Origin of the sequence: Streptomyces sp. NRRL S-337 (genome assembly GCF_000720175.1) — a bacterium.
GTDB classification, from domain to species: Bacteria; Actinomycetota; Actinomycetes; order Streptomycetales; family Streptomycetaceae; genus Streptomyces; species Streptomyces siderophoricus.
Genome location: NZ_JOIX01000018.1, coordinates 130,194 through 149,216 on the forward strand (window position 1 = coordinate 130,194; position 19,023 = coordinate 149,216).

General features: G+C 71.6%; 13 protein-coding genes. 9 read left to right on the forward strand and 4 right to left on the reverse strand.

All coding sequences use genetic code 11. From position 1 onward, the window contains the following. Positions 1 to 94 precede the first annotated feature (94 nt). Positions 95 to 1,117 carry an adenosine deaminase gene (locus tag IG62_RS0116160; RefSeq protein WP_030802503.1) on the reverse strand — a complete coding sequence of 341 codons (1,023 nt, stop codon included), beginning with the start codon at positions 1,115 to 1,117 and terminating at the stop codon, positions 95 to 97. A 112-nt stretch (positions 1,118 to 1,229) separates the two neighbouring features. Continuing rightward, positions 1,230 to 1,871 (reverse strand): NADAR family protein, encoded by a 642-nt coding sequence (locus IG62_RS0116165; RefSeq protein ID WP_030802504.1) that lies wholly within the window; start codon positions 1,869 to 1,871, stop codon positions 1,230 to 1,232. Positions 1,872 to 2,072: 201 nt separating this feature from the next. On the opposite strand from IG62_RS0116165, the gene IG62_RS0116170 reads away from it, so the two are divergent. The 6 genes from IG62_RS0116170 to IG62_RS0116195 all read left to right on the forward strand — a co-directional run bounded on the left by IG62_RS0116170 (position 2,073) and on the right by IG62_RS0116195 (position 9,479). Further along, on the forward strand, positions 2,073 to 3,590 hold the full coding sequence (locus tag IG62_RS0116170) for a gamma-aminobutyraldehyde dehydrogenase (protein ID WP_030802506.1): 1,518 nt from the start codon (positions 2,073 to 2,075) through the stop codon (positions 3,588 to 3,590). A 178-nt stretch (positions 3,591 to 3,768) separates the two neighbouring features. Continuing rightward, the gene (locus tag IG62_RS0116175) at positions 3,769 to 5,016 is read left to right on the forward strand and encodes a polyamine ABC transporter substrate-binding protein (RefSeq protein ID WP_030802509.1); all 1,248 of its coding nucleotides are present in this window, start codon (positions 3,769 to 3,771) and stop codon (positions 5,014 to 5,016) included. 62 nt (positions 5,017 to 5,078) lie between these two features. After that, a complete protein-coding gene (locus tag IG62_RS0116180; protein ID WP_030802511.1) occupies positions 5,079 to 6,242 on the forward strand; it encodes an ABC transporter ATP-binding protein in 1,164 nt (387 codons plus the stop codon). Then, entirely contained in the window at positions 6,239 to 7,174 is a 936-nt protein-coding gene (locus IG62_RS0116185) for an ABC transporter permease (protein ID WP_030802513.1), read from the forward strand. Before IG62_RS0116180 ends, IG62_RS0116185 begins: the two co-directional genes overlap by 4 nt. After that, positions 7,174 to 8,043 (forward strand): ABC transporter permease, encoded by an 870-nt coding sequence (locus tag IG62_RS0116190; RefSeq protein ID WP_030802514.1) that lies wholly within the window; start codon positions 7,174 to 7,176, stop codon positions 8,041 to 8,043. Before IG62_RS0116185 ends, IG62_RS0116190 begins: the two co-directional genes overlap by 1 nt. A gap of 14 nt (positions 8,044 to 8,057) precedes the next feature. After that, a complete protein-coding gene (locus tag IG62_RS0116195; protein WP_030802516.1) occupies positions 8,058 to 9,479 on the forward strand; it encodes an NAD(P)/FAD-dependent oxidoreductase in 1,422 nt (473 codons plus the stop codon). 50 nt (positions 9,480 to 9,529) lie between these two features. Here IG62_RS0116195 and IG62_RS0116200 read toward each other — a convergent pair whose 3' ends face one another. Both IG62_RS0116200 and gabT read right to left on the reverse strand, forming a co-directional pair. Beyond that, positions 9,530 to 10,219 (reverse strand): phosphatase PAP2 family protein, encoded by a 690-nt coding sequence (locus tag IG62_RS0116200; protein WP_324604632.1) that lies wholly within the window; start codon positions 10,217 to 10,219, stop codon positions 9,530 to 9,532. A gap of 612 nt (positions 10,220 to 10,831) precedes the next feature. After that, the gene (gene gabT / locus IG62_RS0116205) at positions 10,832 to 12,181 is read right to left on the reverse strand and encodes a 4-aminobutyrate--2-oxoglutarate transaminase (protein ID WP_030802524.1); all 1,350 of its coding nucleotides are present in this window, start codon (positions 12,179 to 12,181) and stop codon (positions 10,832 to 10,834) included. A 283-nt stretch (positions 12,182 to 12,464) separates the two neighbouring features. Here gabT and IG62_RS0116210 point away from each other — a divergent pair, with 283 nt between their 5' ends. The 3 genes from IG62_RS0116210 to IG62_RS0116220 all read left to right on the forward strand — a co-directional run bounded on the left by IG62_RS0116210 (position 12,465) and on the right by IG62_RS0116220 (position 18,653). After that, a complete protein-coding gene (locus IG62_RS0116210) occupies positions 12,465 to 14,957 on the forward strand; it encodes a hypothetical protein (RefSeq protein WP_030802527.1) in 2,493 nt (830 codons plus the stop codon). A gap of 262 nt (positions 14,958 to 15,219) precedes the next feature. Further along, a complete protein-coding gene (locus IG62_RS0116215) occupies positions 15,220 to 16,995 on the forward strand; it encodes a PucR family transcriptional regulator (protein ID WP_037838412.1) in 1,776 nt (591 codons plus the stop codon). 197 nt (positions 16,996 to 17,192) lie between these two features. Further along, positions 17,193 to 18,653, forward strand: a complete 1,461-nt coding sequence (locus IG62_RS0116220) for an aldehyde dehydrogenase family protein (protein ID WP_030802533.1) — start codon at positions 17,193 to 17,195, stop codon at positions 18,651 to 18,653. The last annotated feature ends 370 nt before the right edge of the window (positions 18,654 to 19,023 follow it).

The window sequence follows — 19,023 nt, forward strand, 5'->3', positions numbered from 1 at the left end:
CCGGATATGACGCGGACGGATCCGGTCGTTGTGTCGCCGACGACGGCGGCGTCCCCCCGGGGGAACGCCGCCGGTGGGCGGCCCCAGGCGCCGTTCAGCCGCGCCAGGAGGCGGTGTACGCGTCGATCTCGGCGGCCAGCCGGGCCTTGGCCGGGGCATCCATGAAGGAGGCCTCGACGCCGTTCTTGGCCAGGGCGGCCAGCCCGGCGGTGTCCAGGCCCAACAACCGGGCGGCGACGGCGTATTCGGTGTTGAGGTCGGTGCCGAACATGGGCGGGTCGTCGCTGTTGATGGTGACCAGGACGCCCGCGTCGACCATCTCCTTGATCGGGTGCTCGTCCAGGGTGCGGACCGCGCGGGTGGCGATGTTGGAGGTGGGGCAGACCTCCAACGGGATGCGGTGCTCGGCGAGATGGGCGAGCAGTGCGGGGTCCTGGGTCGCGCTGGTGCCGTGCCCGATGCGCTCGGCGCGGAGGTCGCGGAGCGCATCCCAGATCGTGCCGGGACCGGTGGTCTCGCCGGCGTGCGGTACGGAGTGCAGTCCGGCGGCGATCGCGCGGTCGAAGTACGGCTTGAACTGCGGCCGCGGGACGCCGATTTCGGGTCCGCCGAGCCCGAACGACACCAGCCCCTCAGGCTGCAGGCCGCAGGCGATCCGGGCGGTCTCCTCGGCGGCCTCCAGACCGGCCTCGCCGGGGATGTCGAAGCACCAGCGCAGCACCACGCCCAGCTCGGACTCCGCGGACTTCCGGGCGTCCTCGATGGCCTCGACGAACGCGGCGTCGGGGATGCCGCGGCGGGTGGAGCTGAACGGCGTGATGGTCAGCTCGGCGTAGCGGATCTGCTGGCGCGCCATGTCCCGGGCGACCTCGTACGTCAGCAGCCGGACGTCCTCGGCGTCGCGGATCAGGTCCACGACGGAGAGGTAGACCTCGATGAAGTGCGCGAAGTCGCGGAAGGTGAAGTAGTCGGCCAGCGCCTCGGGGTCGGTGGGGACTGCGGAGTCCGGGTGCCGGGCGGCCAGCTCGGAGACGATCCGCGGCGAGGCCGAGCCGACGTGGTGGACGTGCAGCTCCGCCTTGGGCAGGCCCGCGATGAAGGCATCGAGATCGGACAACGGATCCTCCTGGTCAGGGATGGCGGGGTGAGCGGAACGGCCCGGTCGGCCCCGTCATGCTATGCCGGGCGGGTGACGGGCCAGGGGGCTGCCCTCGGGGACGCCCCTCCCGCTACGCCGCCGCGTCCTCGCGCAGCCGCTGGCGGGCCTCCATCAGGGCGAAGCCCAGGAGGTTCAGCCCGCGCCAGCGCTCCGGGGCCGCGGCGCGTTCGTCGTCGGCGGCCAGGCCGATGCCCCATATCCGGTCCAGCGGGCTGGCCTCGACCAGGACCCGGGAGTTCGTGCCCAGCAGGAAGTCCCGCAGGGCGGGGTCCTGGCCGAATTTGTGCAGGCTGCCCTCGACGACCAGGGCGAAGCGGTGGCGCCGCCAGGTCTCCTCGTCGAAGCCCCGGACCTTCCGGCCGGCGTCCTTGGCCTGCTTGGGGTGGCCGGCCGCGACGGCCTGCCGCTCCGCCTCCGCGTCGCCGAAGAGCCGGGCCTTGCCGGCCATCATCCAGTGCTCGGCGGTGGCGTAGGTGATCCCGTCGACCGTGAAGGGGGCCGGCCACCACTGGCTGAAGCAGCTCGGGCTCAGTCCGCCGTCGCGACGCGGGCGGTGGCCCCAGAAAAAGACGTATTTCGGACGCTTGCCGGTGGATGTCTCCCGGCGCAGTTCCTCGACCGAACGCGGCCCGTCCGCGGCGCGCCCGTCCACGATCCCCCCGGCGATCTCCGGGGCCCGCCCCGGGTCGCTCCCCGTGCTGTCGTGCATCATGCCGGGATTCTGTCAGCGGGCACTGACAACGTGTCGGGGTCCGCACCGCAGAAAACGCAGAATTCGTCGCGTAACCAAAAGGCAACAACGGAATCCCTTGTTGAGGCTGTTCTACTCTGTCAAGATCGGCCATCGATTCCGGAAATAGCTACGCCAGGCAGTGCCGCGGAGCCGCCCCGGCGCCCGGCGGAGGAGAGCACCATGGATCACCGATTCGACGTCACCGAGCGATTCGCCCAGGGCGCGCAATTCATTGCGGGCAGCCTCCGGAGCGGCACCTCCGGCCGGAGCCAGGAGGTCGTGGACCCGGCGACCGGCGAGACGGTGTACCGCTACGAACTCGCAGGTACGGCCGATGTCGACGCGGCCGTCGAGGCGGCCGGACGGGCCTTTCCTGAGTGGGCCGGGGCCACGCCCGGCGAGCGTTCCGACACCCTCCACCGCTTCGCCGCCGCGCTCGCCGAGGACGCCGCCGATCTCGCCTTCGCCGAATCGCTGAACTGCGGAAAGCCGATCAAGCTCAGCAATGAGTTCGATGTGCCGGGTTCGATCGACAATGCCGCATTCTTCGCCGGTGCGGCCCGCCATCTGGAGGGCAAGGCGGCCGGCGAATACAGCGCCGACCACACCTCCGTGATCCGCCGCGAGCCCATCGGCGTCGTCGGTTCCATCGCGCCCTGGAACTATCCGCTCCAGATGGCCGCGTGGAAGGTGCTGCCGGCCATCGCCGCGGGCAACACCATCGTCCTGAAGCCGGCCGAGATCACCCCGCTGACCTCGTTGCTCTTCGCACAGGCCGCCCAGCGCGCGGGGCTGCCCGACGGAGTGCTCAACATCGTCTCGGGGGCCGGCCGGGACGCCGGTGAGCACCTGGTGGGCCACCGCACCGTCGCGATGACCTCCTTCACCGGCTCGACCGCCGTCGGCAAGCGCGTCGCCGAGATCGCCACCGGCACCGTCAAGCGCCTCCACCTCGAACTCGGCGGCAAGGCTCCGTTCGTCGTGTTCGACGACGCGGACCTGGAGGCGGCCGTCCACGGAGCGGTCGCCGGAGCGCTGATCAACACCGGCCAGGACTGCACCGCCGCCACCCGCGCCTACGTCCAGCGCCCGCTGTACGACGCCTTCGTCAGCGGCGTCGCCGACCTGATGGCGACCGTACGGCTCGGCGACCCCTTCGACCCGTCCACCGACCTGGGCCCGCTGATCTCGCACACCCAGCGCGACCGGGTGGCCGCCTTCGTCGACCGGGCGCGCGGCTACGCCACCGTCGTCACCGGCGGCGCGGCCCCCCAGGGCGAGCTGGCCAAGGGCGCGTACTACCTGCCCACGCTGATCGCCGGCGCCGCCCAGGACAGCGAGGTCGTGCAGTCCGAGATCTTCGGTCCGGTGCTGGTCGTGCTGCCCTTCGACAGCGACGACGAGGGCATCGCCCTGGCCAACGACACCCCCTACGGGCTGGCCGCCTCCGCCTGGAGCCGGGATGTCTACCGCACCGGCCGCGCCACCCGCGAGATCAAGGCGGGCTGCGTCTGGGTCAACGACCACATCCCGATCATCAGCGAGATGCCGCACGGCGGCGCCAAGGCGTCCGGCTTCGGCAAGGACATGTCGGCCTACTCCTTCGAGGAGTACACGCAGGTCAAGCACGTGATGTACGACAACACCGCGGTCGCCAGGAAGGACTGGCACCGCACGATCTTCGGGGACCGCACCTGACGGGACCACCCGCGGGCCCGTACGGCCCCCAACCGGTCCCCGGACGACTCCCCGGAGCGAGCCCCCACCTCGCCCCGCCCGTTCCCCGCCCGCACGGGCGCAACCCCGCGGCCAGCGGCCGCACGGCACCGTCACCGCCGGCCGAGCGCCGGGCTCACCCCCTGAAAGGGCACCGCGCATGGAGCACCACCAGCAGCCCGAACCCCTGTCCGCGGTCGAACTCGCCGCCATGCGCCGCAGCGCGACCAACGGCCGGCTCGCCATGACCCGCCGCTCGCTGCTGCGCGCGGGCGGTGCCATGGCGGCCGTCACCGGCGGCCTGGGCGCCCTGGGGGCCTGCGGCATCCCGCCCGCCGGCCGTACCGACGCCGTGGCGTCCCAGGACCACTCCCGGAAGGAGAAGCGGCTCAACTTCTCCAACTGGACCGAATACATGGACGTCAGCGACGACGGCAAGCACCATCCGACGCTGGACCGTTTCACCCGGCGCACCGGCATCGCCGTCAAATACACCGAGGACATCAACGACAACGACGAGTTCTTCGGCAAGGTCCAGGCACAGCTGGCGGCCGGCCAGGACACCGGCCGCGACCTGATCGTGCTCACCGACTGGATGTGCGCACGGATGATCTCCCTCGGCTGGACCCAGAAGCTGGACCCGGCCAACCTGCCGCACGCCTACGCCAACCTCTCGGCGCAGTTCCGCGACCCCGCCTGGGACCCCGGCCGGGCGCACTCCTACGTGTGGCAGGGCATCCCCGCGATCATCGCGTACAACAAGAAGGCCACCGGCGGCCGTAAGGTCGACTCGGTCAGCCAGTTGCTGGAGGACCCGCAGCTCAAGGGCCGGGTCGGCTTCCTCTCCGAGATGCGCGACTCCATCGGGCTGACCCTCCTGGACATGGGCAAGAAGCCCGAGGAGGTCACCGCGGACGACTTCGACGCGGCGATCGCCCGGCTCCAGAAGGGCGTCGACTCCAAGCAGATCCGCCGCTTCACCGGCAACGACTACACCACGGACCTGGACAAGGGCGACCTCGCCGCGTGCGTGGCCTGGGCGGGCGACATCGTCCAGTTGCAGAGCGACAACCCGGACATCGAGTACGTGGTCCCCAAGAGCGGCTACATGACGTCCACCGACAACCTCATGGTGCCGAACAAGGCCCGCCACAAGGAAAACGCCGAGCGGCTCATCGACTACTTCTACGAGCCGAAGGTGGCGGCGCAGCTCGCGGCGTACATCAACTACGTCTGCCCGGTCGACGGCGTCCGCGAGGAACTCGCCAAGATCGACAAGAAGGCGGCGGACAACCCGCTGATCCTGCCGGACAAGGAAATGGCCGCCAGGTCGCACTCCTTCCGCGCGCTGACCGCCAAGGAGAACAAGGCGTTCAGCCAGAAGTTCTCCGACCTCACCGGCGCCTGACCCCACCACGCACCGGACCCGCCCCCGAGCCGTTTCGCCCACCGACCCACGGGACGACCGACATGACCAAGACCGCGACCCCCCAGAGCAGCGGCGGCGACGTCCGCCTCCAAGGGATCAGCAAGACCTACGGCTCCTTCACCGCCGTCCATCCGCTCGACCTGACCGTCCCCGCGGGCTCCTTCTTCGCGCTGCTGGGCGCCTCCGGCTGCGGCAAGACCACCACGCTGCGGATGATCGCCGGCCTGGAGGAGCCCACCACCGGGACCGTCGAACTCGCGGGCCAGGACGTCACCGTCCTGCCGCCCTACAAGCGCCAGGTCAACACCGTCTTCCAGAACTACGCGCTCTTCCCGCACCTCGACATCTACGAGAACGTCGCCTTCGGACTCCGCCGCCGCGGCGTCAAGTCCGTCAAGAAGCAGGTCGAGGAGATGCTCGACCTGGTCCAGCTCGGCCCGATGGCGCGCCGCAAGCCACAGCAGCTCTCCGGCGGCCAGCAGCAGCGCGTGGCGGTCGCCCGCGCGCTGATCAACCACCCCCAGGTGCTGCTCCTCGACGAACCGCTGGGTGCCCTCGACCTCAAGCTGCGCCGCCAGATGCAGCTGGAGCTCAAGCGCATCCAGACCGAGGTCGGCATCACCTTCGTACACGTCACCCACGACCAGGAGGAGGCCATGACGATGGCCGACACCGTGGCCGTGATGAACGGCGGCCGGGTCGAGCAACTCGGCGCCCCCGCCGACCTCTACGAGAACCCCGCCACCACCTTCGTCGCCAACTTCCTGGGCACCTCCAACCTCATCGAGGCCGAGGTCGTCGAGGCCGGCGGCGACGAGCTGCTGCTCAAGGCCGCGGACGCCAAGCTCCGGCTGCCCGCCGCCCGATGTAGCGCCTCGGCCCGTACGGGCGAGAAGGTGCTGGCCGGCGTACGGCCCGAGAAGGTCGCCCTGCGGCACGCCGACGACGCCGGGTCCATCACCGAGGGCCACAACCGGCTGCCCGGCCGCATCAAGGACGCCAGCTTCATCGGCGTCTCCACGCAGTACGTCATCGACGTACCGGGCCTGGGCGAACTCGCCGTCTACGAGCAGAACATCGAGCGCGACGGCAGGCTCGTCCCGGGCGCGGAGGTCGTGCTGCACTGGAGCCCGGCGCACACCTTCGGGCTGGACGCCACCCAGGACATCCAGGCCGGCGCGGACCTCGACGAGGAGGCCGCGTGACCACCACCGAAACCCCCGCACCACCGCAGGAGCAGACCGCCGCACCCCTGGAGGTGCGGAAGACCCCGGCCCGCAAACGGCTGGTCCCCTACTGGCTGCTGCTGCCCGGCATCCTGTGGCTGATCGTTTTCTTCGCCGCCCCGCTCGTCTACCAGGCGTCGACCTCCATCCAGACCGGCTCCCTCGAAGAGGGCTTCAAGGTCACCTGGCACTTCGCCACCTACTGGGACGCGCTCGGCGAATACTGGCCGCAGTTCCTTCGCTCGGTCGGCTACGCCGGCATCGCCACCGCGCTCTGCCTGCTCCTGGGTTACCCGCTGGCGTACCTCATCGCCTTCAAGGCGGGCCGCTGGCGCAACGTCGTGATGATCCTGGTCATCGCCCCGTTCTTCACCAGCTTCCTGATCCGCACGCTGGCCTGGAAGACGATCCTGGCCGACGGCGGACCCGTCGTCGCCGCCCTGAACTCGCTGCACCTCCTCGACGTCACCAGCGCGCTGGGCATCACCGAGGGACACCGGGTGCTGGCCACCCCGCTCGCGGTGGTCTGCGGACTGACGTACAACTTCCTGCCGTTCATGGTCCTGCCGCTCTACACCTCGCTGGAACGGATCGACCCGAGGCTGCACGAGGCGGCCGGCGACCTCTACGCCCGCCCGGCCACCACCTTCCGCCGGGTGACCTTCCCGCTGTCGATGCCCGGCGTCGTCGCGGGCACCCTGCTCACCTTCATCCCGGCCGCCGGTGACTACATCAACGCCGAACTGCTGGGCTCCACCGACCAGAAGATGATCGGCAACGTCATCCAGTCGCAGTTCCTGCGCGTCCTGGACTACCCGACCGCCGCCGCACTCTCCTTCATCCTCATGGCGGCCATCCTCGCCATGGTCACGATCTACATCCGCAAGTCCGGGACGGAGGATCTGGTCTGATGGCGGCATCAAGCACCACGGCCACCACGGCCAAGACCACGGCAACCACGGCGCCCACGAACGGCCGCACGCCCAACAAGGGCCTGCGCTGGCTGCGCCGCAACATCATCACCCTCGCGGGGCTGGGCACCCTGGGCTACCTCATCCTGCCCAACCTCGTCGTGATGGTCTTCTCGTTCAACAAGCCCAACGGCCGCTTCAACTACCAGTGGCAGCGGTTCTCCACGGACGCCTGGACCGACCCCTGCGGAGTCGCCGACCTGTGCGGCTCGCTGGGACTGAGCCTGCAGATCGCCGTATGGGCCACGGTCGGCGCGACCGTCCTCGGCACCATGATCGCGTTCGCGCTGGCCCGCTACCGCTTCCGCGCCCGGGCCGGCGTCAACACCCTGATCTTCCTGCCGATGGCCATGCCCGAGGTCGTCATGGCCGCCTCGCTGGCGACCCTCTTCCTCAACATGGGCATCCAGTTCGGCTTCTGGACGATCCTCATCGCGCACATCATGTTCTGCCTGAGCTTCGTCGTCACCGCCGTCAAGGCCCGCGTGATGAGCATGGACCCGCGGCTCGAACAGGCCGCCCAGGACCTGTACGCCTCGCCCACGCAGACCTTCCTGCGGGTGACGTTGCCGATCGCCGCGCCCGGCATCGCGGCCGGCGCCCTGCTCTCCTTCGCGCTCTCCTTCGACGACTTCATCATCACCAACTTCAACGCCGGCTCCACCGTGACCTTCCCCATGTTCGTCTGGGGATCGGCGCAGCGGGGCACACCCGTCCAGATCAATGTCATCGGTACGGCGATGTTCCTGGTCGCCGTGCTGTGCGTAGTGGTCGGCCAACTGGCCGGCAAACGCCGTAAGAGGAGCTAGAGGAGCTGAGAACCATGGCACGAGCTGCCATGAACGCCCCGTCCCCCGTCCACGCCCTCGCGGACGCCGCCCCCACGCCCTTCTGGCTGGACGACCCCGCCCGCCCCGCCGCGCAGCCCGCCCTCGTCGGCGACGAGAACTGCGACCTGCTGGTCGTCGGCGGCGGCTACTCCGGCCTGTGGACCGCACTGCTCGCCAAGGAGCGCGACCCGCAGCGCGATGTCGTGCTCGTCGAAGGCGCCGAGATCGGCTGGGCCGCCTCCGGGCGCAACGGCGGCTTCTGCGCCGCCTCCCTCACCCACGGCCTCGGCAACGGACTGGCCCGCTGGCCCGGCGAACTCGCCAAGCTCGAAGAACTCGGCATCCGCAACCTCGACGCCATCGGGGAGGCGGTGGCCCGCTACCACATCGACTGCGACTTCGAGCGCACCGGCGAGATCGACATCGCCACCGAGCCGCACCAGATCGCCGAGCTCCAGGAGGCCGCCGAGGACGCCGCGAAGCTCGGCCTGGACCGGCACACCTTCCTCGACGAGGACGAACTCCGCGCCGAGGTCGATTCACCCACCTTCCGGGCCGGCCTGTGGGACCGCGACGGCGTCGCCATGGTCAATCCGGCCCGGCTCGCCTGGGGCCTGAAGCAGGCGTGCCTGGGCCTCGGCGTGCGCATCTACGAGCGCACCCGCGCCACCGCGCTCGCCTCCGAGGGTATGGGCATGGCCGTCCGCACCCCGTACGGCAGGGTCTTCGCCCGCCATGTCGCGCTCGGCACCAACGCCTTCCCGTCCCTGGTCAAGCGGGTCCGCCCGTACATCGTCCCGGTCTACGACCACGCGCTGATGACCGAGCCGCTGAGCGACGAGCAACTGGCCGCCATCGGCTGGAAGAACCGCCAGGGCCTCTCCGACTCCAACAACCACTTCCACTACTTCCGCATCACCGCCGACAACCGCATCCTGTGGGGCGGCTACGACATCGTCTACCGTTACCGCGGCGGCGTCCGCGCCGAGTACGACCACCACCCGGAGACGTACGAGAAGCTCGCCCGGCACTTCTTCCGCTGTTTCCCGCAGTTGGAGGGCCTGCGCTTCACCCACACCTGGGGCGGCGCGATCGACACCTGCGCCCGCTTCTCGGCGTTCTTCGGCACCGCACACGCCGGCCGCGTCGCCTACGCCGCCGGCTACACCGGCCTCGGCGTGGGCGCCACCCGCTTCGGCGCCGATGTGATGCTCGACCTGCTGGCCGGCGAACGCACCGAGCGCACCGAACTGGAGATGGTCCGAAGCAAGCCGCTGCCCTTCCCGCCCGAGCCGCTGCGCTGGGCCGGCATCGGCATCACCCAGTGGTCGATGACCCGCGCCGACAACCACGGCGGACGCCGCAACCTGTGGCTGAAGGCGATGGACAAGATGGGGCTGGGGTTCGACAGCTGAGGTTGACGGGGGCGGTACGGGGCGGGCGGACGGCATCCGCCCGCCCCCTCCTATCCGCCGGTGGGGGCGCTGACGGGCGCGGAGGAGACGGTGACCTCAGGCGCCCAGCGGTCGCAGACGGCGCGCCAGAGCGCGAGCACCACCCCGGCCAGGCACCAGCTGCCGAGGACGTCCAGCGGCCAGTGATAGCCGCGGCGCACCAATCCGACGCCGACGCCGAGGTTGAGCAGCACGGCCGTAGCGGCCACTGCCACGGGGAGCGGTCCCCGGGGCCTGCGGCCGGCCCGGCACGTACCGGGCCCCGGCCCGCGGATCAGCAGCAGCGCTGCCGCCCCGTAGGCGACCGCCGCCGTGGCGGCGTGGCCCGACGGGAAGAAGCCGTCGTGGCCACCGCCCGCCATCTGCGGCGGGCCCGGCCGGGCGAGCCACAGCTTGAGCGGGACGACGAGCGCGGGTACCGCGGCGAGCGCGAGCCCGGCGGCCAGCGGCGGCAGCCACCATCGGCGGGGAGGGCCGCCCACGGCCCCCTCCCACTGTCGTGACCGCCATCCGACCCGCGCCAGGATCATCACCAGCCCCATGATCCCCAGCAACACCGGCAACGCCACGACGGTGTTGCCGAGATCGGCGAAGAACTCGGCAACGGGGGAGGGGATTTCGCGAGCCCCGGCGATGCCACGCCCGAGCCGCTCGTCGTACGCCCGCAGCGGACCGTGCGCCGCCACCTGCCAGGTGAGCACGGCGAACAGCAGCGCGCAGAGGAGCAGGACGGACCAGGAGGTGGTGAACAGGCCCGGGAAAGGGTTCGGCCGCCTCGGAACAGGGGGGGTGGTTCCGAGGCGGCCGCGCTGACCGGTGTCCCGCGCGCCCCGGGGGGTATGGGGCGGGCGGACATCCGATCGGTGAGGATTCCCGGAGCCCCTCTCGCGAGGAGGACCGGCTTTGTGCGCGAGGGCACGGCCTGGACGGAGCCGGGGAAGCGCCGACCGGGCGTCGCCCGCAGTCCCCTGCGGGCGGGGTGTTTCTCTCATCTGCAGAAACCGTACGGCACGGGGGGCGCACCGGACAGCCGCATCACCCGCCCGCCATCGGCCCCCCACATCTTCTTCACTCGGCGCCTCCAGCTACGCGCGTCCGCCCGGAACGGGGTGATCGGACCGGGGCGACGACCGACCGCCACCACCTGCGCCGACCTGCCCGCGCCGACCTGTCTGAGGCCACCTGCCCGTGGCCCCTGCCTGGGACCCCGAGCAGGGGCCACTTGGCTGCGGCAACCTGCCGGGGGCAACGGAAAGCGGCCCGCGGACAGGCCGCGGGCCGCTCACTCCTGGCGGGATCGACTCCCGGGCGGATCAGATCTTCGCGAACGCCGCCTCAAGGATGTCCAGACCCTCGTTGAGCAGGTCCTCGCCGATGACCAGCGGCGGCAGGAAGCGCAGCACGTTGCCGTACGTGCCGGTCGTCAGCACGAGCAGGCCCTCCTGGTGGCACGCCTTGGCGAGCGCGCCGGTGGCCTCCGGGTTGGGCTCCTTCGAACCGGACTTGACCAGCTCGATCGCGATCATGGCGCCGCGGCCGCGGACCTCGCCGATGATGTCGTACTTCTCCTGCATCGCGACGAGGCGGCCCTTCATGACCTCCTCGATGCGCTTGGCCTTGCCGTTGAGGTCCTGCTCGCGCATGGTCTCGATCGAGCCGAGCGCCGCGGCGCAGGCCACCGGGTTACCGCCGTAGGTGCCGCCCAGGCCGCCCGCGTGCGCGGCGTCCATGATCTCCGCGCGACCGGTCACGGCCGCCAGCGGCAGACCGCCGGCGATGCCCTTCGCGGTGGTGATCAGGTCGGGCACGATGCCCTCGTCCTCACACGCGAACCACTGGCCCGTACGGCAGAAGCCGGACTGGATCTCGTCCGCGACGAAGACGATGCCGTTCTCCTTCGCGAAGTTCGCGATGGCGGGCAGGAAGCCCTTGGCCGGCTCGATGAAGCCGCCCTCGCCGAGCAACGGCTCGATGATGATCGCCGCGACGTTCTCGGCGCCGATCTGCTTGGTGATCTGCGAGATGGCCTGCTCCGCGGCCTCCTGCGCACAGTTCTCCGGGCCGGTCAGCCAGCGGTAGGGGTAGGCCAGCGGCACGCGGTAGACCTCGGGCGCGAACGGGCCGAAGCCGTGCTTGTACGGCATGTTCTTGGCGGTGAGCGCCATCGTCAGGTTCGTCCGGCCGTGGTACCCGTGGTCGAAGACGACCACGGCCTGCCGCTTGGTGTACGCCCGCGCGATCTTGACGGCGTTCTCGACGGCCTCCGCGCCGGAGTTGAACAGCGCCGACTTCTTCGCGTGGTCGCCCGGCGTCAGCTCGGCGAGCTGCTCACAGACCTCGATGTACGGCTCGTACGGCGTGACCATCACACAGGTGTGGGTGAAGTCGGCGAGCTGAGCGGTGGCCCGGCGGACGACCGCCTCCGCGCTGTTGCCGACCGAGGTCACCGCGATGCCCGAGCCGAAGTCGATCAGGGAGTTGCCGTCCACGTCCTCCAGGACGCCGCCACCCGCACGCTTCACGAAGACAGGGAGTACGGCGCCGACGCCACTGGCGACCGTGGCCTGCTTACGGGCCCACAGCTCCTGCGACTTCGGGCCGGGGATCGCGGTGACGACGCGACGCTCCTGGGGAAGGGCGGGGCCTCCGGACAGTTCGCTCATGGCAGTCTCCTGGATGGAACGGGAACGGACAGACGTCTTGAGTCTTGTTCTCGCAGGCTAGGGGCGGGGCAGCGGGTCTGGCATGTTCCGTTCGGGAGAAGTGCGCGTGTTGCGTTGTCCGCACCGGACATAGCGACGGCTCCCGGCCAGTAGATTGAGCGCCGGCGCGCCCGGCAGCGGCGCCCACCAGCGCGGGCATGACAATGACAGCGCGGCACCGCCGGCCACCGGCACCGCCGCACCGCACACCAGGCCACGGCTCAAGGGGGACAAGGGGCACCGGATGGACACCGAGGGCACGCACGACGCACGTCATACCCGCTCCGACCAGGTCCCACGACCGGCACCACCCCCGGATCTGCCGCCGCGACCCACCGCGCCCCCGCGTTTCCCTGATCCGGCCGCCACAGGCCAGGGGGCCGCCGTGCCGGGCAACGCCGTCCGCCGGGGAGACGCTCCGCAGTCCCCCTTCATGGCCTGGCTGAGCGCTCCACGCGTACTGGCGGGGCCGGGCATCTGGGCGTACGAGCACCGGCCCAGGCCGAAGGACGAGCCGCACGAGATCGCGGTACCGCAGCTGATCGCCGGTGCGGTGATCTCGTTCCTGTGCGCATGGCTGGTCTGGTCGCTGCTGATGAACGACTACCTCGGCCCCTACTGGAAGTGGCCGCGCGAGGTGATGCTGCCCGATTCCTGGAAGACGGGGAATGCCAACATCGTCTCCTCGTTCATCTACATGGCGCTCATTCTGGGCGTGATCGTCGTCATCTTCGGCCGGGTCGGACGGTGGCCCACGCTGTTCCGCCGGCTGATCGCACCGGTGACGAACCGCTTGTGGGACCGGCTGCCTTCCTGGCTCGCACCCAAGGATCCGAGCGCGCTCCCCGGTGGGCAGCTGCTCGCACGCGCCGTTGCGGCGCTGGTGGTGGTCTGGTTCCTGTGGCAGTGGTGCACCGACCAAACGACCGAGTCCTCCCTGCTGATGCTCCAGTTGGAGAACCTGACGCCGGTGTCCGGGCAGCAGGCGTCGTACTTCTACTACGCCACGAGCTATTCGCTCATCGACCTCGGTGTGCTGCTGGTGGTCTTCAGCAGGTTCGCCTGCCTCTCGGAGCTGCGCCGCCGTTACGTCTCTTCGGGCCGGCGCGAGGTGCCCGACGCCAGGAAGGTCGCGGACACCGGCGCCCGGATGCTCGAGGTCGACCGGGCCGAATGGGCCGGTCTCCGGGAGGAGGGGGCCGGGCCGGCGGCCGATCGGCTGGCGCAGGAGGCGCGGGCCGGGCTGATGAACGACGTCGATCATGTCCGGCTCACTCGCGCCTGGCAGTCGGTCCGGGTGCAGCCGAGCCGGCTGCCCGCCTTCATCGACAGCGTCCAGAAGCACGGTTCCGCGGCCTGTCTGCACCCGTCCGGCGCGCGCGACCTGACGAACCGGACGGCCCGCCACGACCTGCTCACCTCCCAGGTACGCATCGGAACGGCCTCCGAAGACGTACGCAACCCCTACGACCGGCGCGGCACCGGGTTCGCGCTGGCGCCCGACGTGCTCGGCACGTCCTTGCTCGCGGTCGGCCCGGCCGGTTCGGGGAAGACCACCCGCCTGGTGCGCCCCTTGGTGGAGGCCCTGTGTCTCCAGGCGCTCGCCGGACGGGCCGCGGTCGTCTCCGTCGGGACGGAAGGGACGGCACCGGCGCCTGATGACGCGTTCGACGCCGTGGTCAAGATCGGTCACCGCGACGCCCAGTGCGACCTGGACCTCTACGGCGGTACGACCGACACCGATGAGGCAGCCGCGATCCTGGCGGAGGCGCTCGTGGGCGACCTGATGGCGACGGCTCCCGGAGGAGACGGGCGACGGGCGACGACCGTACTCGGTCAGCTGCTCGGTCCGTTCAGGGCGGCGCACGGGCGTTTTCCCGCGGTGCCGGAGCTGCGGGAACTCCTGGACGGCTCTCGTGAGGCCATGGCGGGACTACGGGCAGCGCTGGAGGCGGCCGGGGAACGCAGCGCCCTGCGGGAACTGGATGCGCGGGAGCGGCAGGCGGAACGGCCGGGTGATCCGGGGATGATGCTCGCCGACCGGATCGCGGTGCTGGACCGGCCGGCGTTCGAGGGGTTCTTCGATCCGACCGGGCAATCACGCCAGGTGTCGCTGCGCGCGCTGGACCACCCCCTCCGGGTACGGATCGACCTCCCCGAGCGCGGCCATGCCGACGCCTCGCGCATTCTGGCGCGGCTGGTGCTCGCGCAGTTCACGGAGTGCGCGGTGAACCGGGCGGACCGTTCGCTGTTCGCCTGTGTGGTGGTTGACGATGCGTCACACGTGATCACTCAGGAGGCCCTGCGCGGACTCCAGCGGCTCCGGACGGCGAACGCCGGGGCGGTGCTCACGCTGCGCGGCCTGGACGACGTACCGGAGTCGTTGCGTGGTGCGCTGCTGGGGACGGTCGGCTGCCGGGTGGCCTTCGCGGGCGTGACCACGTGGGACGGGGCACGGTTCGCCGAGGTGTGGGGCAAGGCGTGGGTGGAGACCAAGGACGTCACCGACCGGCAGATCGTCTCCGACGAGCCGTTCACCAAGGTCCTGCACTCCATCCGACGGCTGGTCACCGGCAAGAACGTCACCGCGAAGGCGGTGACGGTACGGACGGTGGAACGGGAACGGTGGTCCGCGTCGGACCTGGCCAATTCGGTGCCGCCTGGCCACGCGGTGCTGTCCGTGACTTCGGTGAGCGGGGAGTCGGCCCCACCTGTCCTGGTAGACCTCCGCTCCTGACCCCGCCGCGTCCCCGCACCCCGCCCCCGCACCCCAACCCCCGCGCCCCCGTCTTCCGCACCCGAGTTCCCCGTACCCCAGTCCGCCGATTCCTCCGTTGAGGCAGAATCGGCAGTGGCCGTTCGTACGGGGTGGCGTAAAGAATGGGCGTGGGCCGGTTGTCGGGTGGTCGACGATCGGTTGTCCGTTCGGGCTCGCCGAGGTCATCCACGTCAGCGAAGCCGCCGAAGCCGCCGAAGTCACCGAAGCCATCGAAGGTCTCATGCCGCACACGCTCGCTTCTCTGGTCAACCACACCGCGCTCAAGCTGACCGTGCTCGCGGGCGAGGAGCGGCTGGACGTGCCGGTGCGCTGGGCGCATGCCAGTGAGCTGATCGATCCGGTGCCGTACATGGAGGGCGGCGAGCTGCTGCTGATCACGGCGCTGAAGCTGGACGCGGAGGATCCGGAGGCCACCCGCAGGTACGTGCGGCGGGTGGCGGAGGCCGGGGTGGTCGGGCTGGGCTTCGCGGTCGGGGTGAATTACGAGGACGTGCCCCGGCCGCTGGTGGCGGCGGCCCGGGAGCAGGGGCTGCCGCTGCTGGGCGTGCCGCGCCGGACGCCGTTCATCGCGATCAGCAAGGCCGTCTCGGCCGCGGTGGCCGCCGATCAGTACCGCGCCGTCACCGCGGGCTTCGAGGCGCAGCGGGAGCTGACCCGGGCGGCGCTCAGCGCCGAAGGCCCGGCCGACCTGCTGGCCCGGCTGGCCGCGCACCTGGACGGCTGGGCGGCGCTGTACGACGCGTCGGGTGCTGTCGTGGCGGCCGCCCCCGACTGGGCGGCGCGGCGGGCGGCCCGGCTCGCGGAGGACGTGGCGCGGCTGCGGGAGCGGCCCGCGCCGGCGAGCTCGGTGGTGAGCGACGCCGAGGGCGACGACCGGGTCGAGCTGCAGTCGCTGGCCACCGGCCGGCGGGCGCGCGGGGTGCTCGCGGTGGGCACCGGCGCGCCGCTCGGGACGGCCGAGCGGTACGCGGTGCACTCCGCGGTCGCACTGCTCACGCTGACCACCGAGCGGTCCCGGGCGTTGCAGGACGCCGAGCAGCGGCTGGGCGCCGCGGTGCTGAAGATGCTGCTGGCGGGCGAGCCGGATCATGCGCGGGCGGTGGCGGGGCGGCTGTACGGCGGGCTGCTCGACGCGCCGTTCCGGATGGTGGTCGCGGAAGCGCTGGCGGGGGAGGAGGGCGGCGGGCCGGCCGGCTCCTCGTCCGCCGGTACGTCGCGGGCCACGGCCGGTACGTCGGGGAGCCCGGCCGGTACTCCACGAGGCGCGGCGAGTACTTCTCGCGGCACGGCCGGTCCTTCCCGGGGCAGCGGTACGGGCGGGGCGCTGGACGCGCTGGCCGATGCCATGGACTCGGCGGCCGCGCGGACCGGTGAGGCGGTGCTCGCGGTACCGGACGGCGGCCGGCTGATCGTGCTGGTCGCGGACGGCGGCGCGGCGGCGGACGCCTGTGCGTCGTACGCGGCGCAGGCCGAGGCCCGGGCCGGTGCACAGGCCCGCACGCGGGGCCGGGCGGGGCGTACCGAACCGGGCGGGGGCGGCGAGGGCCTGGCCGTCGGGCTGTCCGCGCCGACCGGGCCGGCGGCCGCCGCGAACGCCTACCGGCAGGCCGAGCAGGCGCTGTCGGTGGCCCGGCGGCGCGGCCGGGTGCTGGTCGAGCACGAGGACGTGGCCGCCGGGTCCGTCCTCCCGCTGCTCGCCGACGACGCGGTCCGGGCGTTCGCCGACGGGCTGCTGCGGGCGCTGCGCGAGCACGACGCGACCGGCCGCGGTGATCTGGTGGCCTCGCTGCGGGCCTGGCTCGCCCGGCACGGCCAGTGGGACGCGGCCGCCGCCGACCTGGGCGTCCACCGGCACACGCTGCGCTACCGGATGCGGCGGGTGGAGGAGATCCTGGGGCGGTCGCTGGACGACGCGGACGTGCGGATGGAGCTGTGGCTGGCGCTGAAGGCGACCTCGTCGAACGCGTCGGCGGCGCAGCCCCGGGGAGAGGAATGACCTCCAAAGAGGAAAGTGACCTCCGGCAGCACCAGGGCGCCCCCTCCACCACGGAGAGCCCCGCCCCCTGATTACGCCGCTTCGGACAAACGCCATCACGGCGGCGCGCCCCTACCGTGGGGGCAGCAGTCCACACCGCAGAGCCGCTCGCCGAGCCATGCGCACCACCCACCACGTCTGAAGGGCCGGGTTCCACTGTGCCGATCCCCACTGATGCAGCCCCCACCGCCTTCTGGCTCGCCGGCCGCGAGGCCACCGGCGAGGCCACCTTCGATGTCACCTCCCCGTGGGACGGACGTCTCGTCGGCACGGTGAGCGTGCCCACCGAGGAGCAGGTCGAGGAGGCCATTGCGGCCTCCGTCGCGGTCCAGGAGGAGTTCGCGGCGACCCCCGCGCACGTACGGGCGGCCGCGCTGGACCACGTGCAGCGCCGGCTCGTCGAGCGCACGGAGGAGATCGCGCAGCTGATCTCCGCGGAGAACGGCAAGCCCATCAAGTGGGCGCGCGGCGAGGTCGGCCGGGCGATCTCCGTGTTCCGCTTCGCGGCCGAGGAGGCCCGTCGCTTCAACGGCGGCGAGGCGCAGCGGCTGGACACCGATGCGGGCGGCGCCGGCCGGCTCGCGCTCACCCGCCGCTTCCCGCGCGGCACGGTCCTCGGCATCGCGCCGTTCAACTTCCCGCTCAACCTCTGCGCCCACAAGGTCGCCCCGGCCATCGCCGCCGGCGCCCCGATCATCCTCAAGCCGGCCCCGGCCACGCCGCTGTCCGGTCTGATCCTCGGTGAGCTGCTCGCCGAGACCGACCTGCCGGCCGGTTCCTGGTCGATCCTCCCGGTGCCCAACGAGCGCATGGAGGCGCTGGTCCAGGACGAGCGGCTGCCGGTCGTCTCCTTCACCGGCTCCGAGAAGGTCGGTTACGCGATCCTGGACTCGGTGCCGCGCAAGCACTGCACCCTGGAGCTCGGCGGCAACGGCGCGGCCGTCGTCCTGCCCGACTGGTCCTCCGAGGAGGACCTGGACTGGGCGGCGCAGCGGATCGCGATCTTCTCCAACTACCAGGGCGGCCAGTCCTGCATCTCCGTGCAGCGGGTGATCGCGGACGCCTCGGTGTACGACCGGCTGGTGCCGAAGATCGTGGCGGCCGTCGAGGCGCAGGTCACCGGTGACCCGTCGGACGACGCGACCGAGGTCGGCCCGCTGGTGAACGAGGACGCGGCCAAGCGCGTCGAGGCCTGGGTGGACGAGGCCGTGCAGGGTGGCGCGAAGCTGCTCGCCGGCGGCAAGCGCGACGGCGCCTCCTACGCGCCGACCGTGCTGGCGGACGTGCCCGCGGGCGCGACCCTCGCCTGCGAGGAGGTCTTCGGCCCGGTGCTCACCCTCACCAAGGTCGACGGCGTCGAGGCGGCCTTCGCGGCGGTCAACGACTCCAAGTACGGCCTGCAGGCGGGCGTGTTCACCCATGACGCCAAGACCGCCTTCCGCGCCCACCGGGTGCTGGAGGTCGGCGGCGTGGTCATCGGCGACGTGCCGTCCTACCGCGCCGACCAGATGCCGTACGGCGGCGTCAAGCAGTCCGGCGTGGGCCGCGAGGGCGTCCGGTTCGCCATGGACGACTACACCTACGAGCGGGTGCTGGTCCTCACCGGCCTCGCCCTGTAGGACGCGGACCGGGTGCCCCGCAAGGGGCACCACCCGGCGGCACCGAAAAGCCGGTGTCACCTCACTCCTCCGCACCCCCGACCAGGTCGGGACCGGTGGACAGCGACGGCCTTCCCTCGGGCCGAATCACCGTCCTGACCCCGGCCGGCGCACCCCCCGGCGCCGGCCCCTCGACGCGGCGCGCTCCGGCACCCTGTTTCCGGAGCGCGCCGCGTCCCCCGTTCTCGGCACCGTTCCCCCGTCGTGCCGGATCTTGACCGTACGGCGCGGACCGCCCCGGCGCCTCCTGTCCCAGGTGGAGTCGCGGCCGTGTCCCAGGGGGGATACCCGCCAGTACGTACAACCGGCGCGGTATGCGCACACCCCCCGA

Coding starts and splice junctions, on each gene's coding strand:
- IG62_RS0116210 (WP_030802527.1), top strand. CDS start 12,465: ATGGACACCGAGGGCACGCACGACGCACGTCATACCCGCTCCGACCAG.
- IG62_RS0116165 (WP_030802504.1), bottom strand. CDS start 1,871: ATGATGCACGACAGCACGGGGAGCGACCCGGGGCGGGCCCCGGAGATC.
- IG62_RS0116190 (WP_030802514.1), top strand. CDS start 7,174: ATGGCGGCATCAAGCACCACGGCCACCACGGCCAAGACCACGGCAACC.
- IG62_RS0116195 (WP_030802516.1), top strand. CDS start 8,058: ATGGCACGAGCTGCCATGAACGCCCCGTCCCCCGTCCACGCCCTCGCG.
- IG62_RS0116175 (WP_030802509.1), top strand. CDS start 3,769: ATGGAGCACCACCAGCAGCCCGAACCCCTGTCCGCGGTCGAACTCGCC.
- IG62_RS0116215 (WP_037838412.1), top strand. CDS start 15,220: ATGCCGCACACGCTCGCTTCTCTGGTCAACCACACCGCGCTCAAGCTG.
- IG62_RS0116170 (WP_030802506.1), top strand. CDS start 2,073: ATGGATCACCGATTCGACGTCACCGAGCGATTCGCCCAGGGCGCGCAA.
- IG62_RS0116180 (WP_030802511.1), top strand. CDS start 5,079: ATGACCAAGACCGCGACCCCCCAGAGCAGCGGCGGCGACGTCCGCCTC.
- gabT (WP_030802524.1), bottom strand. CDS start 12,181: ATGAGCGAACTGTCCGGAGGCCCCGCCCTTCCCCAGGAGCGTCGCGTC.